The organism is Escherichia sp. WS568, from assembly GCF_046486085.1.
In the GTDB taxonomy this organism is placed as follows: Bacteria; Pseudomonadota; Gammaproteobacteria; order Enterobacterales; family Enterobacteriaceae; genus Escherichia; species Escherichia coli.
In genome coordinates, this window is the sequence record NZ_JBJQMC010000009.1 from 23,526 (window position 1) to 38,603 (window position 15,078).

13 protein-coding genes are annotated in these 15,078 nt (G+C 52.5%); 10 read left to right on the forward strand and 3 right to left on the reverse strand.

Features of this window, described 5'->3' with window-relative positions:
* Positions 1-2 precede the first annotated feature (2 nt).
* The 4 genes from recO (at position 3) to shoB (ending at position 2,355) form a co-directional block, all read left to right on the forward strand.
* Positions 3-731 (forward strand): DNA repair protein RecO, encoded by a 729-nt coding sequence (gene recO, locus ACJHWR_RS12035; RefSeq protein WP_000399393.1) that lies wholly within the window; start codon positions 3-5, stop codon positions 729-731.
* 11 nt (positions 732-742) lie between these two features.
* Complete coding sequence (gene pdxJ, locus ACJHWR_RS12040; RefSeq protein ID WP_001571773.1) at positions 743-1,474, forward strand: pyridoxine 5'-phosphate synthase; 732 nt, start codon at positions 743-745, stop codon at positions 1,472-1,474.
* Positions 1,474-1,854, forward strand: coding sequence for a holo-ACP synthase (gene acpS / locus ACJHWR_RS12045; protein WP_000986047.1), 381 nt, complete (start codon positions 1,474-1,476; stop codon positions 1,852-1,854). The genes pdxJ and acpS overlap by 1 nt, the downstream gene beginning before the upstream one ends.
* Positions 1,855-2,274: 420 nt before the next feature.
* Positions 2,275-2,355, forward strand: coding sequence for a type I toxin-antitoxin system toxin ShoB (gene shoB / locus ACJHWR_RS12050; protein ID WP_000128777.1), 81 nt, complete (start codon positions 2,275-2,277; stop codon positions 2,353-2,355).
* 193 nt (positions 2,356-2,548) lie between these two features.
* On the opposite strand, the gene yfhL is transcribed toward shoB, so the two are convergent.
* Positions 2,549-2,809 (reverse strand): 4Fe-4S dicluster ferredoxin YfhL, encoded by a 261-nt coding sequence (gene yfhL / locus ACJHWR_RS12055; protein WP_001196285.1) that lies wholly within the window; start codon positions 2,807-2,809, stop codon positions 2,549-2,551.
* Positions 2,810-2,864: 55 nt separating this feature from the next.
* On the reverse strand, positions 2,865-3,713 hold the full coding sequence (locus ACJHWR_RS12060) for a MurR/RpiR family transcriptional regulator (RefSeq protein ID WP_410226698.1): 849 nt from the start codon (positions 3,711-3,713) through the stop codon (positions 2,865-2,867).
* 208 nt (positions 3,714-3,921) lie between these two features.
* On the opposite strand from ACJHWR_RS12060, the gene yfhb reads away from it, so the two are divergent.
* Together yfhb and tadA are read left to right on the forward strand one after the other, a co-directional pair.
* The gene (gene yfhb, locus ACJHWR_RS12065) at positions 3,922-4,557 is read left to right on the forward strand and encodes a phosphatidylglycerophosphatase C (protein ID WP_000190644.1); all 636 of its coding nucleotides are present in this window, start codon (positions 3,922-3,924) and stop codon (positions 4,555-4,557) included.
* Between the two features lie 57 nt (positions 4,558-4,614).
* A complete protein-coding gene (tadA, locus tag ACJHWR_RS12070) occupies positions 4,615-5,118 on the forward strand; it encodes a tRNA adenosine(34) deaminase TadA (RefSeq protein WP_001297409.1) in 504 nt (167 codons plus the stop codon).
* On the opposite strand, the gene mltF is transcribed toward tadA, so the two are convergent.
* Positions 5,115-6,671 carry a membrane-bound lytic murein transglycosylase MltF gene (mltF, locus tag ACJHWR_RS12075; protein WP_000734234.1) on the reverse strand — a complete coding sequence of 519 codons (1,557 nt, stop codon included), beginning with the start codon at positions 6,669-6,671 and terminating at the stop codon, positions 5,115-5,117. The two genes, tadA and mltF, sit on opposite strands and share 4 nt — an antisense overlap.
* A 260-nt stretch (positions 6,672-6,931) precedes the next feature.
* On the opposite strand from mltF, the gene purL reads away from it, so the two are divergent.
* From purL to glrR, 4 genes are all read left to right on the forward strand, one after another.
* The gene (gene purL, locus ACJHWR_RS12080) at positions 6,932-10,819 is read left to right on the forward strand and encodes a phosphoribosylformylglycinamidine synthase (RefSeq protein WP_012311809.1); all 3,888 of its coding nucleotides are present in this window, start codon (positions 6,932-6,934) and stop codon (positions 10,817-10,819) included.
* A 576-nt stretch (positions 10,820-11,395) separates the two neighbouring features.
* Positions 11,396-12,823 (forward strand): two component system sensor histidine kinase QseE/GlrK, encoded by a 1,428-nt coding sequence (gene qseE / locus ACJHWR_RS12085; protein WP_001297612.1) that lies wholly within the window; start codon positions 11,396-11,398, stop codon positions 12,821-12,823.
* Between the two features lie 164 nt (positions 12,824-12,987).
* Positions 12,988-13,701, forward strand: coding sequence for a two-component system QseEF-associated lipoprotein QseG (qseG, locus tag ACJHWR_RS12090; RefSeq protein WP_001215893.1), 714 nt, complete (start codon positions 12,988-12,990; stop codon positions 13,699-13,701).
* The gene (glrR, locus tag ACJHWR_RS12095; RefSeq protein WP_001298983.1) at positions 13,691-15,025 is read left to right on the forward strand and encodes a two-component system response regulator GlrR; all 1,335 of its coding nucleotides are present in this window, start codon (positions 13,691-13,693) and stop codon (positions 15,023-15,025) included. The genes qseG and glrR overlap by 11 nt, the downstream gene beginning before the upstream one ends.
* Positions 15,026-15,078: the final 53 nt, after the last annotated feature.

The following is a 15,078-nucleotide window of genomic DNA, read 5'->3' on the forward strand; positions in this document are numbered from 1 at the left end:
CGATGGAAGGCTGGCAGCGCGCATTTGTCCTGCATAGTCGCCCGTGGAGCGAAACCAGCCTGATGCTGGACGTCTTCACGGAGGAATCGGGTCGCGTGCGTCTGGTTGCCAAAGGCGCACGCTCTAAACGCTCTACTCTGAAAGGTGCATTACAGCCTTTCACCCCTCTCTTGCTACGTTTTGGCGGGCGTGGCGAAGTCAAAACGCTGCGCAGTGCTGAAGCTGTCTCGCTGGCGCTGCCATTAAGCGGTATCACGCTTTACAGCGGTCTGTACATCAACGAACTTCTCTCCCGCGTACTGGAATACGAGACGCGCTTCTCTGAACTCTTTTTCGATTACTTGCACTGCATTCAGTCACTTGCAGGTGCCACTGGTACGCCAGAACCCGCGCTGCGCCGCTTTGAACTGGCACTGCTCGGGCATCTGGGCTATGGCGTCAATTTTACTCATTGTGCGGGTAGCGGCGAGCCGGTAGATGACACCATGACGTATCGTTATCGCGAAGAAAAAGGGTTTATCGCAAGCGTCGTTATCGACAATAAAACGTTCACCGGAAGGCAGTTAAAAGCGTTAAACGCGCGGGAATTTCCTGACGCAGACACACTGCGCGCCGCGAAACGCTTTACCCGCATGGCGCTTAAGCCGTATCTTGGCGGTAAACCATTAAAGAGCAGGGAACTGTTCCGGCAGTTTATGCCTAAGCGAACGGTGAAAACACATTATGAATGATGAGGATTGTCATGGCTGAATTACTGTTAGGCGTCAACATTGACCATATTGCAACGCTGCGTAACGCACGCGGTACTGCTTACCCAGATCCGGTGCAGGCGGCGTTTATTGCTGAGCAGGCGGGAGCGGACGGCATTACCGTGCATTTACGTGAAGATCGCCGCCACATTACCGACCGCGATGTGCGCATCCTGCGTCAGACGCTGGATACCCGCATGAATCTGGAGATGGCGGTGACCGAAGAGATGCTGGCGATCGCCGTTGAGACGAAGCCACATTTTTGCTGTCTGGTACCGGAAAAGCGTCAGGAAGTAACAACCGAAGGCGGCCTGGACGTCGCTGGACAGCGTGAAAAAATGCGCGATGCCTGCAAACGTCTGGCGGAGGCCGGGATCCAGGTTTCTCTGTTTATCGACGCCGATGAAGAGCAGATCAAAGCTGCGGCAGAGGTTGGCGCACCGTTTATCGAGATCCACACAGGTTGCTATGCTGATGCCAAAACTGACGCCGAACAGGCGCAAGAGCTGGCGCGTATCGCCAAAGCCGCGACCTTTGCCGCTAGTCTCGGTCTGAAAGTTAACGCTGGTCACGGTCTGACCTATCACAACGTGAAAGCCATTGCCGCCATCCCTGAGATGCATGAACTGAATATCGGTCATGCCATTATTGGTCGTGCAGTGATGACTGGACTGAAAGATGCGGTGGCAGAAATGAAGCGTTTGATGCTGGAAGCGCGTGGCTAATGGCAATATTAGGTTTAGGTACGGATATTGTGGAGATCGCTCGCATTGAATCGGTGATCGCCCGATCCGGTGAGCGCCTGGCACGCCGCGTATTAAGCGATAACGAATGGGCAATCTGGAAAACGCACCACCAGCCGGTGCGTTTTCTGGCGAAGCGTTTTGCTGTGAAAGAAGCGGCGGCAAAAGCGTTTGGCACCGGGATCCGCAATGGTCTGGCGTTTAATCAATTTGAAGTATTCAATGATGAGCTCGGCAAACCACGGCTACGGCTATGGGGTGAGGCATTAAAACTGGCGGAAAAGCTCGGCGTTGTAAATATGCATGTAACGCTGGCAGATGAACGCCACTATGCTTGTGCCACGGTAATTATTGAAAGTTAAAAAAATACCGTTCTCTTTATAAAGTAAAACCCCCGAACTGGTAAGGAACGGGGGTTTTACTTTACAACTTTAATTTTGTGCAGCACACGATTCCAACGGAAATGATTATGGATCAATTTAGTTGACCTGTACAAGCAACTTGCAATCTCTGACATAAAAAACGCGAGCCTTTACGAAGAAATCGACATTGATGAAAAGATTAACGTGACCGCTTTTTGATAAGTACATTAAAATCGGTTTCGTTATTGGCAATTTTGCTGTGCTTTACACCATGCCACTGAATTCCCCCATTGAAACGAGTGGTGTCGTCAAAGCTCTGGTGTGGAGTGCAGCACTCGATTCCAATAACTCGCACGTTCAGTTTTGGGGTGATGTAAGGGCTAATCTGAACGGCTGCATTCCTTGTTTAAGGAAAAACGAATGACTGATTGCCGATACCTGATTAAACGGGTTATCAAAATCATCATTGCTGTTTTACAGCTGCTCCTTTTGTTCTTATAACACAAGGAAACGTACTTAAGGTGCGTCCGGTGAACCAATCGGACGCGCCTTTAATAACTATAAATAAGTGTCTGGGCAGATACTATATAAATTTACTTAGTGAATGATTATGCTAATTTCATCATTTAAATAAATATAATAGCGTTAAGGTTTCTCTATAAAATAATTAACACTCTACTTCCAGAGCAGAATATTAAATTTTATCCGCGTGGTGCATCAGCACAAATTTATCCCACAACTGTTCTTCCGTCTCTACATGTTGCGGATCTTTCACAATAGTATTGGGGATCGGGCACACCTTCTGGCAGGTTGGTGTCTCGTAGTGCCCTACGCACTCGGTACACTTATCGCTGTTAATCTCGTAGATATGATCGCCCATTGAAATCGCCTCATTCGGGCATTCGGGTTCACACATATCACAATTGATGCATTTTTTAGTGATTAACAGCGCCATAAGGAAACTCTCAAAACAACACAAACCGGGCGGGCATTATACGCGCATTCTTTACTCAGACCAGTTTTTTCACCAGCGCTTCACTATGACGAATACGTTCTGGTGCCAGTTCCAGATCCTGCTGAATCAGCGCAATGAACAGCAAATCCGTTAACATTCCCTGCGCGTGACAAGCAGAGATTGAAGCACTGTTTGTCGCTTGTTCTTCGGCAATGGTATACAGGCAATGAGAAGCATGCTGTTGCAGGGCATTGGGAGTAAAGCCGGTAATCGCCAGCACTTTTCCGCCCACTCGCAGCATCTCATCTGCCGCCAGGTTTAACTCGCGTCGTACACCGGTGTAGGAAATGGCTAATAACAGATCGTCAGGGGACGACGCCTGTACTGTAGCGAGTAGCGCATGCATATCGCGCACTGCGGCAGCATTGAAGCCAATCTTCATCAGCTTCCAGGCAAAGTTTTGCGCCACCAGACCCGAAGCGCCAATACCGGTCAGAATTATCCGCCGCGCAGAGCGCAACATTGTTACGCATTCATGCAGTTTCTCTTCACTATTAACGTTTAGCGTTGCGTACATGGCGGCAGTATTTTCTTTAATCAGTTTTTCGCCGACCAGCCGTAACGGATCATCACCGCGGATTTGGTTATGAATGGGCACGGAGGGAGATTCCGGCTGGCTTGCCAGCGCTTCACTCAACGCCAACTTAAGTGCCGGAAAACCTTTATAGCCGAGTTTTTGCGCGAACTTCACGACGCTGGACTGACTGACTCCGGCTTCGTTGGCCAGTTGCTGAGAGCTTAAATGGCGCGCCGTATCAGGTTGTAGCAGCAGATAATCCGCCAGTTTTTTATCACTCTGGGCAAGCCCCTGGTAACGCTGACGGATACGAAGTAAGCCGTTCATATCTTTCCTCGCGATGAAATAGTGGCGACAACAGGCAATATGAGACAAACGCGAGTGAATTTTATATTCCATTGCCGCTAATTGCCATGAATTAAAAATTCCAGTTAGCCATGATGCGGTCGATTGTTGCCGGAAAAGTGATGATCTATCTGTTAGGCTATGTAGTAGCGAAAATTAATCAGGATGTTTCAGTCCAGAGGAGTATGGTTTGGCAACTCACGAGCGTCGTGTGGTGTTTTTTGACTTAGATGGAACATTGCATCAGCAGGATATGTTCGGCAGTTTTTTGCGTTATTTACTGCGTCGCCAACCGCTGAATGCGTTGCTTGTCCTGCCGTTGTTGCCGATCATAGCCATTGCGTTATTGATAAAAGGCCGTGCGGCACGCTGGCCGATGAGTCTGCTTCTGTGGGGATGCACTTTTGGTCACAATGAAGCGCGTTTGCAGGCGTTGCAGGCCGATTTCGTACGCTGGTTTCGTGACAATGTTACCGCCTTTCCGCTGGTTCAGGAGCGATTAACCACCTACCTGTTAAGTTCCGATGCTGATATCTGGTTGATTACCGGCTCTCCGCAGCCGCTGGTTGAAGCGGTTTATTTCGATACGCCCTGGTTGCCGCGGGTTAATCTTATCGCCAGTCAGATTCAGCGTGGCTATGGTGGTTGGGTATTGACGATGCGTTGCCTCGGGCATGAGAAGGTCGCGCAACTGGAGCGCAAAATCGGCACGCCGCTGCGGCTGTACAGTGGCTATAGCGACAGTAATCAGGACAACCCGCTGCTTTATTTCTGTCAGCATCGTTGGCGAGTAACCCCGCGCGGTGAACTCCAGCAACTGGAATAGAGTAAAGCATAGCGTCCGTGTATAATGCGCCGCGCTTTTATAACCGGAGTTTTCTTTTTGTCTGAAGTCGAATTTAGCCACGAATACTGGATGCGTCACGCGCTGACGCTGGCAAAGCGTGCCTGGGATGAGCGGGAAGTGCCGGTCGGCGCGGTATTAGTGCATAACAATCGTGTTATTGGCGAAGGCTGGAACCGTCCGATTGGTCGACATGATCCCACCGCACATGCAGAAATCATGGCCCTGCGGCAGGGCGGTCTGGTGATGCAAAATTATCGACTGATCGACGCCACGTTGTATGTCACGCTTGAACCCTGTGTAATGTGTGCCGGAGCGATGATCCACAGTCGCATTGGTCGCGTGGTCTTTGGTGCGCGTGACGCGAAAACTGGCGCTGCGGGATCTTTAATGGATGTGCTGCATCATCCGGGTATGAATCACCGAGTGGAAATTACCGAAGGAATACTGGCGGATGAGTGCGCGGCGTTGCTCAGTGACTTCTTTCGCATGCGCCGCCAGGAAATTAAAGCGCAGAAAAAAGCGCAATCCTCGACGGATTAATTTTGTTTCTCTTCACTCCCTTTCCTGGAAAACAGCAGAGAGGGAGAGTGGGTCAAATAGTTTGATGACGACTGGGAAAGAAACGAGAGAAAAGGAAATTTCTCTTTGCCCAACTCCGTAGGCGATACCGCCGGATAATCCTGCGCCAGTTGCATCGCCGCTTCTGTAGCCTGCTTCTCTTTCTCTTGCAGATAACCCACCAGGCTAATCTGATACTTACGAATATTTTCGACATAAGCGTAGGCTTCATGCCCACGAGCGTAGCCGTAAGTCAGCTTGCTGTAATAGGGTTTCTGGCTAAGTAAAGGCAGACGCTGTTTTACGTCAGCCCAACTGTCAGGATTCCCTTTGGTTTTTGCCGTCAGAGCGCGGGCATCCAGCATATGCGCATAGCCCATATTGTACGCGGCGAGGGCAAACCAAATCCGTTCGTTCTCCGGCACACTTTCCGGCACTTTACTCATCATATCCTGCAAATAACGCACGCCGCCGCTGATGCTCTGTTCGGCATCGGTACGATCCGTAATGCCGAGGCTTTGCGCGGTGTTTTTGGTTAACATCATCATGCCGCGCACACCCGTCGGTGAAGTGGCCTGAGCATCCCAGTGCGATTCCTGATAAGCAATAGCGGCCAGCAAACGCCAGTCAATTTCTTCGGCGTATTTCTCAAACAGGGGCTTTAACTGCGGCAGTACCGCATCGACGGCGCGTAAAAATGTGCGCGTATCGACGTAATCAAAATCATCGCCATGCCCCAGGTATTTCTCTTCAATGCGTGCCAGCGTACCGTCTTCATTCATCTCATTGAAGAAATCGAGCAGAGCGGCGGAAAGGGTATTATCGCCATCTAACGGGCTAAACCAGGTCACCGGTTGTTCATCGGTGATATCGAGCGCTACGGCGAGTTCCGGATGAACGCGCTGAAACAGGCTAATGGCAACAGAATCAGCAATGGTGTAATCGAGTTTTCCTTCGATGACATCTTCCATTAATTCCGCAGAGCCTTTTTTGTCGTCAACCTTCCAGCTTAATTCCGGGAATTTTGTTTCTTTCAGGGTCTGGAGATCGTTAACCACCACATGACCCGGTGCAACGGTGAGTTGCTCCGCCGTCAGGTTGCCCAGTGTACGTGGGCGATACTGACCCACTTTATAAACCAGTTGTTGTGACACGGAATAATAGGTAGGGCCAGGCTGATAATTTTTTACACGCTCACTGTTATAGACCAGGCCTGCCGCCAGCAGGTCGGCGTTACCATTATCGAGGTCGTCAAACAGCTGGCTGATATTCTGCCGCACGGTCACTTTCAGTTTTACGCCGAGGTAATCGGCAAACTGTTTCGCCAGTTCGTAATCCAGGCCAAAAGGTTTCCCGTTGATTTCGTTATACGTCAGGGGAGTATTAATGGTGCTCACACGCAACTCTCCCCGCGCTTGAATGGCGGCGATACGGTTGTCGGCTTTACCAAACCAGGGAATGGATGGCCAGAGAGCGACCGCGAGCAGCAGTGCCAGAATGCCGATGAACAGATAATTAATCTTTAATTTTTTCAATTAGTTAATTCTCTGTGTCGTGCGCGTCCCAGCTTGAAAAAACGTAATAATAGTGAAAGGTTTACTCATAAATGAGCGGCATTTTGCGTAAACCTGCGCCAGTTGGCAACTTATTACAGCCATTGGCGGCACGCGTTGCTAATTCACGATGGTGATTTTATTTCCACGCAAACGGTTTCGTCAGCGCATCAGATTCTTTATAATGACGCCCGTTTCCCCCCCCCCTTGGGTACACCGAAAGCTTAGAAGACGAGAGACTTATGATGGAAATTCTGCGTGGTTCGCCTGCATTGTCGGCATTCCGAATCAACAAACTGCTGGCACGTTTTCAGGCTGCCAGGCTCCCGGTTCACACTATTTACGCCGAGTATGTCCATTTTGCTGACCTCAATGCGCCGTTAAACGATGATGAGCACGCACAACTTGAACGCCTGCTGAAATATGGCCCGGCACTCGCCAGCCACGCCCCGCAAGGCAAACTCCTGCTGGTGACCCCGCGTCCTGGCACCATCTCTCCCTGGTCTTCGAAAGCGACCGATATCGCCCATAATTGCGGTCTACAACAGGTAAACCGCCTTGAGCGCGGCGTGGCTTACTATATAGAAGCCGGTACGCTGACCAATGAACAATGGCAGCAGGTGACCGCTGAACTGCACGACCGCATGATGGAAACGGTCTTTTTTGCTTTAGATGATGCAGAGCAGTTGTTTGCTCATCATCAGCCAACCCCGGTCACCAGCATTGATTTGCTGGGGCAGGGCCGTCAGGCGCTAATCGACGCTAACCTGCGTCTTGGTCTGGCGCTGGCGGAAGATGAGATTGACTATCTGCAGGATGCGTTCACAAAGCTTGGTCGTAACCCGAACGACATCGAGCTGTATATGTTCGCGCAGGCGAACTCCGAGCACTGCCGTCACAAAATTTTTAACGCCGACTGGATTATCGACGGTGAACAGCAGCCGAAATCGCTGTTCAAGATGATCAAAAACACCTTCGAAACCACGCCAGACCACGTTCTCTCTGCTTATAAAGATAACGCCGCCGTAATGGAAGGTTCTGAAGTGGGTCGCTACTTTGCCGACCACGAAACGGGCCGCTACGATTTCCATCAGGAACCGGCGCATATTCTGATGAAAGTTGAAACCCACAACCACCCGACGGCGATTTCTCCGTGGCCGGGCGCGGCGACCGGTTCCGGCGGTGAAATCCGCGATGAAGGTGCCACCGGCCGCGGCGCGAAGCCGAAAGCTGGCCTGGTCGGTTTCTCCGTATCCAACCTGCGTATTCCTGGCTTTGAACAACCGTGGGAAGAAGATTTCGGTAAGCCTGAGCGCATTGTCACCGCGCTGGACATCATGACAGAAGGTCCGCTGGGCGGCGCGGCATTTAACAACGAATTTGGTCGTCCGGCACTGAACGGCTACTTCCGTACCTATGAAGAAAAAGTGAACAGCCACAATGGCGAAGAGCTGCGCGGTTATCACAAACCGATCATGCTGGCGGGTGGGATCGGCAACATTCGCGCCGATCACGTACAAAAAGGCGAGATCAACGTTGGTGCGAAGCTGGTCGTTCTCGGCGGCCCGGCAATGAACATCGGTCTTGGCGGCGGCGCGGCGTCTTCTATGGCATCTGGTCAGTCTGATGCGGACCTCGACTTTGCTTCCGTACAGCGCGACAACCCGGAGATGGAGCGTCGCTGCCAGGAAGTGATCGACCGTTGCTGGCAGCTTGGTGATGCCAACCCAATCCTGTTTATCCACGACGTTGGCGCAGGCGGTCTTTCTAACGCCATGCCGGAACTGGTGAGCGACGGCGGGCGCGGCGGTAAATTTGAACTGCGCGATATCCTGAGCGACGAGCCAGGCATGAGCCCGCTGGAGATCTGGTGTAACGAATCCCAGGAACGCTACGTGCTGGCGGTTGCTGCCGATCAGTTACCGCTGTTTGACGAACTGTGTAAGCGTGAACGAGCACCCTACGCGGTGATTGGCGAGGCCACCGAAGAATTACATCTTTCTCTGCACGATCGTCATTTTGATAATCAACCCATCGATCTGCCGCTGGACGTACTGCTTGGTAAAACGCCGAAGATGACCCGCGAAGTACAAACGCTGAAAGCGAAGGGTGATGCGCTGGTTCGTGAAGGGATTACCATTGCTGACGCGGTGAAACGCGTGCTGCACCTGCCGACCGTGGCGGAGAAAACTTTCCTGGTGACCATTGGTGACCGCAGCGTAACCGGCATGGTAGCGCGCGATCAGATGGTGGGTCCGTGGCAGGTGCCGGTCGCTAACTGCGCGGTCACTTCCGCCAGCCTCGATAGCTACTACGGCGAAGCGATGGCGATTGGCGAGCGTGCGCCGGTTGCGCTGCTGGATTTCGCCGCCTCTGCCCGTCTGGCGGTCGGTGAAGCGTTAACCAATATTGCCGCAACACAGATTGGCGATATCAAACGCATTAAACTTTCCGCCAACTGGATGGCGGCGGCAGGCCACCCTGGTGAAGATGCGGGCCTGTATGAAGCCGTTAAAGCTGTGGGCGAAGAACTTTGTCCGGCGCTGGGCCTGACGATCCCGGTGGGTAAAGACTCTATGTCGATGAAAACCCGCTGGCAGGAAGGTAACGAAGAGCGCGAAATGACGTCGCCGCTGTCGCTGGTGATTTCTGCATTTGCCCGTGTGGAAGATGTGCGTCACACCATCACGCCGCAGCTTTCTACCGAAGATAACGCATTACTGCTGATTGATCTGGGCAAAGGCAATAACGCGCTGGGCGCAACGGCGCTGGCGCAGGTTTATCGTCAGCTTGGCGACAAACCGGCAGATGTACGCGACGTTGCCCAACTGAAAGGCTTCTATGACGCGATTCAGGCGCTGGTTGCACAGCGTAAGCTGCTCGCGTACCACGACCGCTCGGATGGCGGCCTGCTGGTAACGCTGGCGGAAATGGCGTTTGCTGGTCATTGTGGCATTGACGCAGATATCGCCTCTCTGGGTGACGATCGCCTGGCTGCGTTGTTTAACGAAGAACTGGGTGCGGTGATTCAGGTTCGTGCCGCTGACCGTGAAGCGGTCGAGTCCGTACTGGCACAGCATGGACTTGCGGATTGCGTCCATTATGTAGGGCAGGCGGTTTCCGGTGACCGTTTTGTGATTACCGCCAACGGGCAGACTGTATTCAGCGAAAGCCGCACTACGTTGCGTGTCTGGTGGGCAGAAACTACCTGGCAGATGCAGCGCCTGCGTGACAACCCGGAGTGTGCCGATCAGGAACATCAGGCGAAATCTAACGACGCCGATCCGGGCCTGAATGTGAAACTGTCGTTTGATATCAACGAAGATGTGGCAGCACCGTATATTGCCACCGGTGCGCGTCCGAAAGTTGCCGTGCTGCGTGAGCAGGGTGTGAACTCGCATGTTGAAATGGCGGCAGCTTTCCACCGTGCAGGCTTCGATGCAATCGATGTGCATATGAGCGACCTGCTGGCTGGACGCACGGGACTGGAGGATTTCCACGCCCTGGTCGCGTGCGGTGGTTTCTCCTACGGTGATGTACTGGGTGCCGGTGAAGGTTGGGCGAAGTCTATCCTGTTCAATGACCGTGTACGCGATGAGTTTGCAACCTTCTTCCACCGTCCGCAAACGCTGGCGCTGGGGGTATGTAACGGTTGCCAGATGATGTCTAATCTGCGCGAACTGATCCCAGGCAGTGAGTTGTGGCCACGTTTTGTGCGCAATACCTCCGATCGCTTTGAAGCGCGTTTCAGCCTGGTTGAAGTAACCCAAAGCCCGTCTCTGCTGTTGCAGGAGATGGTGGGCTCGCAAATGCCGATTGCTGTCTCTCATGGTGAAGGGCGCGTGGAAGTGCGTGATGCGGCGCATCTGGCGGCGCTGGAAAGTAAAGGGCTGGTGGCACTGCGCTATGTCGATAACTTCGGCAAAGTCACTGAAACCTACCCGGCTAACCCGAACGGTTCTCCGAATGGTATTACGGCGGTCACGACTGAAAGTGGTCGAGTCACTATTATGATGCCGCACCCGGAACGTGTTTTCCGTACTGTCAGCAACTCCTGGCATCCGGAAAACTGGGGCGAGGATGGCCCATGGATGCGCATTTTCCGCAATGCACGTAAGCAGTTGGGGTAAGCCGTCAAACTCATTGTTTTTGCAGCCCGGATGAGGCATTCACGCCGCATCCGGCATTAAGCACCAACCGCTATTATAAGCTCCCAACTTCGGGAGCTTTTTTGTGTCTGTAAATCACGACAATGGGTGGTTTACCGTGTCGCTTTCTGGCGACACTTAACTGATTGATTTTAATATTATCTAATAAGTTTATCTTAAGTTGTCTCTTTTTAGCGACACAGTGGCTGATTTACATTCAAATAGCGAAGAAGCCATAAATCCCTCAAAGCAGCGTATAATCAGTACGTTACCAAACTATTTTCTTTATTGGCACAGTTACTGCATAATAGTAACCAGTGGCTCATTCACCGACTTATGTCAGCCCCTTCGGGACGTGCTACATAAAATTCGAATGACGCACAACAAGGTGCCTGCCGTCCAACTTCTGATATCAGCGTAGCTATATCAACCCTCGGGCGAAACGTCGAGTTAGGCACCGCCTTATTCCATAACAAAGCCGGGTCATTCCCGGCTTTGTTGTATCTGAACTTCCCCTCGGTTAGCATCAGGCTATTCGCGTCTGACGAGAGTAACACCTTGAAACGCTGGCCCGTTTTTCCCCGCTCATTACGACAACTGGTAATGCTGGCATTTTTGCTGATTCTGCTACCCCTGTTGGTGCTGGCATGGCAAGCCTGGCAAAGCCTGAATGCGCTTAGCGATCAGGCGGCGCTGGTTAACCGCACTACGCTTATTGATGCCCGGCGCAGTGAAGCGATGACCAACGCGGCGCTGGAGATGGAGCGTAGCTACCGTCAGTATTGCGTGTTGGACGACCCAACCCTGGCGAAGGTTTATCAAAGCCAGCGCAAGCGTTACAGCGAAATGCTCGATGCCCACGCAGGCGTGCTGCCGGACGATAAACTCTACCAGGCATTACGTCAGGACTTGAACAATCTGGCTCAACTTCAGTGTAACAACAGCGGTCCCGATGCCGCCGCCGCCGCGCGTCTGGAAGCCTTTGCCAGTGCCAATACCGAAATGGTGCAGGCCACGCGCACAGTGGTGTTCTCTCGTGGGCAGCAACTTCAGCGTGAAATCGCCGAACGTGGGCAATATTTTGGTTGGCAATCGCTGGTGCTATTTCTGGTGAGTCTGGTGATGGTGCTACTTTTCACGCGGATGATTATCGGGCCGGTGAAAAATATCGAGCGCATGATCAACCGGCTGGGGGAAGGGCGTTCTCTGGGCAATAGCGTCTCGTTCAGTGGACCGAGCGAGTTACGCTCGGTTGGGCAACGTATTCTTTGGTTAAGTGAGCGCCTGTCATGGCTGGAATCCCAACGCCATCAATTTTTAAGACATTTATCTCATGAATTAAAAACCCCGCTGGCGAGTATGCGCGAGGGCACTGAATTACTGGCAGACCAGGTTGTCGGGCCGCTTACGCCCGAGCAAAAAGAGGTGGTGAGCATCCTTGATAGCAGCAGCCGCAATTTGCAAAAACTGATCGAACAACTGCTTGATTACAACCGTAAACAAGCGGACAGTGCGGTGGAACTGGAGAATGTTGAGTTAGCACCGCTGGTGGAGACAGTAGTTTCTGCTCATAGCCTGCCCGCACGGGCTAAAATGATGCATACCGACGTTGATCTCAAAGCAACAGCTTGCCTGGCGGAGCCAATGCTGCTGATGAGCGTACTGGATAATCTTTACTCCAATGCGGTGCACTACGGGGCTGAATCCGGTAACATTTGCCTTCGCAGCAGTTTACATGGTGCGCGGGTTTATATTGATGTCATCAATACAGGCACGCCCATTCCGCAAGAGGAACGCGCCATGATCTTCGAACCCTTTTTTCAGGGAAGCCACCAGCGAAAAGGGGCGGTGAAGGGCAGCGGTCTGGGATTAAGCATTGCCAGGGATTGTATTCGCCGTATGCAAGGGGAACTGTATCTGGTCGACGAGAGCGGGCAAGATGTTTGTTTCCGCATTGAATTACCGTCGTCGAAAAACACGAAATAATGCTAACAGCCTATCCCATCAGGCTATTTTATTTGCCAGTTTGGCCCCGGGCAGTGCTCGAAATCTTCACGTACGACATGTACGCTCCGGTTTCTCCGCGCTGTCCATGTCCAAACTGCCTGCAACAATTACGCCCACTGGGATAGGCTTTAAGTCTGGTGAATATGCGACACATTTTTCAACGATTATTGCCCCGACGGCTGTGGCTGGCAGGGCTGCCATGTCTGGCATTGCTGGGTTGCGTGCAGAGTCACAATAAGCCAGCCATTGATACGCCAGCAGAAGAAAAAATTCCGGTTTATCAACTGGCTGACTATCTTTCTACTGAATGTAGCGACATCTGGGCGCTGCAAGGTAAATCAACCGAAACCAATCCGCTTTACTGGCTGCGGGCGATGGATTGTGCTGATCGTTTAATGCCTGCGCAGTCGCGTCAGCAAGCCCGCCAATATGACGACGGCAGCTGGCAAAATACCTTTAAACAAGGGATTTTGCTCGCCGACGCCAAAATTACGCCGTATGAGCGCCGCCAGCTGGTCGCGCGCATTGATGCGCTAAGTACCAAGATCCCGGCACAGGTTCGCCCTCTGTATCAACTCTGGCGCGACGGTCAGGCGCTGCAACTGCAACTGGCGGAAGAGCGCCAACGCTACAGTAAACTCCAGCAGTCCAGCGACAGCGAGCTGGATACTTTGCGCCAGCAACATCACGTTCTACAACAGCAACTGGAACTCACCACCCGCAAGCTGGAAAACCTGACTGATATTGAACGCCAGCTCTCGACCCGCAAACCGGCTGGAAATTTCTCGCCGGATACGCCACACGAGAGTGAAAAGCCCGCGCCATCCACCGATGAGGTCACTCCTGATGAGCCATAAACCTGCGCATTTATTATTGGTCGATGACGATCCGGGATTGCTGAAACTGCTTGGCCTGCGTCTGACCAGCGAAGGCTACAGCGTGGTCACAGCGGAAAGTGGCGCTGAAGGATTACGGGTACTGAATCGCGAAAAAGTAGATTTAGTCATCAGCGACCTGCGGATGGATGAAATGGACGGTATGCAGCTGTTTGCTGAAATCCAGAAAGTGCAGCCGGGAATGCCAGTAATTATTCTTACCGCGCATGGTTCTATTCCTGATGCCGTTGCTGCAACACAGCAGGGCGTGTTCAGTTTTCTCACCAAGCCTGTCGATAAAGATGCGCTATATCAGGCAATTGACGATGCGCTGGAACAATCCGCGCCAGCCACCGACGAACGCTGGCGCGAGGCGATTGTCACCCGCAGCCCGCTGATGCTGCGCTTGCTGGAACAGGCGCGGCTGGTGGCACAATCAGACGTTAGCGTTTTGATTAACGGCCAGAGCGGCACCGGGAAAGAGATTTTCGCCCAGGCTATCCACAACGCGAGCCCGCGCAACAGCAAACCATTTATTGCTATTAACTGTGGCGCATTGCCCGAGCAGTTGCTGGAGTCGGAGCTGTTTGGTCATGCACGTGGCGCGTTTACTGGCGCTGTCAGCAATCGCGAAGGTTTATTCCAGGCGGCGGAAGGCGGTACGCTATTTCTTGATGAGATTGGCGATATGCCTGCACCGTTGCAGGTCAAACTGCTGCGCGTGTTGCAGGAGCGTAAAGTGCGCCCGCTGGGCAGTAACCGCGATATTGATATCGACGTGCGGATTATTTCTGCCACTCACCGCGACCTGCCAAAAGCGATGGCGCGCGGGGAATTCCGCGAAGATCTCTATTACCGCCTCAACGTTGTCAGCCTGAAAATTCCGGCACTGGCGGAGCGCACAGAAGACATTCCGCTACTGGCAAATCACCTGTTGCGCCAGGCGGCAGAGCGACATAAACCGTTTGTCCGCGCGTTCTCCACCGATGCGATGAAACGCCTGATGACCGCTAGCTGGCCGGGTAATGTGCGCCAGTTGGTCAACGTGATTGAACAGTGCGTGGCGCTGACCTCATCTCCGGTGATTAGTGATGCGCTGGTGGAGCAGGCGCTGGAGGGTGAAAATACGGCGCTGCCAACCTTTGTTGAGGCACGTAATCAGTTTGAACTCAACTATTTGCGTAAGCTGCTGCAAATTACCAAAGGCAACGTCACCCACGCGGCGAGAATGGCGGGGCGCAACCGGACAGAATTTTATAAACTGCTTTCCCGACACGAGCTGGATGCAAACGATTTCAAGGAATGAATTGGCGTTATGTGTTACGTTTAGCAGATCAAAAGACAGGCGACCTTTTCAAG

Excerpts from the sequence above, each read along its gene's own strand:
- recO (WP_000399393.1), top strand. The coding sequence starts at position 3 with ATGGAAGGCTGGCAGCGCGCATTTGTCCTGCATAGTCGCCCGTGGAGC.
- pdxJ (WP_001571773.1), top strand. The coding sequence starts at position 743 with ATGGCTGAATTACTGTTAGGCGTCAACATTGACCATATTGCAACGCTG.
- acpS (WP_000986047.1), top strand. The coding sequence starts at position 1,474 with ATGGCAATATTAGGTTTAGGTACGGATATTGTGGAGATCGCTCGCATT.
- shoB (WP_000128777.1), top strand. The coding sequence starts at position 2,275 with ATGACTGATTGCCGATACCTGATTAAACGGGTTATCAAAATCATCATT.
- yfhL (WP_001196285.1), bottom strand. The coding sequence starts at position 2,809 with ATGGCGCTGTTAATCACTAAAAAATGCATCAATTGTGATATGTGTGAA.
- ACJHWR_RS12060 (WP_410226698.1), bottom strand. The coding sequence starts at position 3,713 with ATGAACGGCTTACTTCGTATCCGTCAGCGTTACCAGGGGCTTGCCCAG.
- purL (WP_012311809.1), top strand. The coding sequence starts at position 6,932 with ATGATGGAAATTCTGCGTGGTTCGCCTGCATTGTCGGCATTCCGAATC.
- qseG (WP_001215893.1), top strand. The coding sequence starts at position 12,988 with ATGCGACACATTTTTCAACGATTATTGCCCCGACGGCTGTGGCTGGCA.
- glrR (WP_001298983.1), top strand. The coding sequence starts at position 13,691 with ATGAGCCATAAACCTGCGCATTTATTATTGGTCGATGACGATCCGGGA.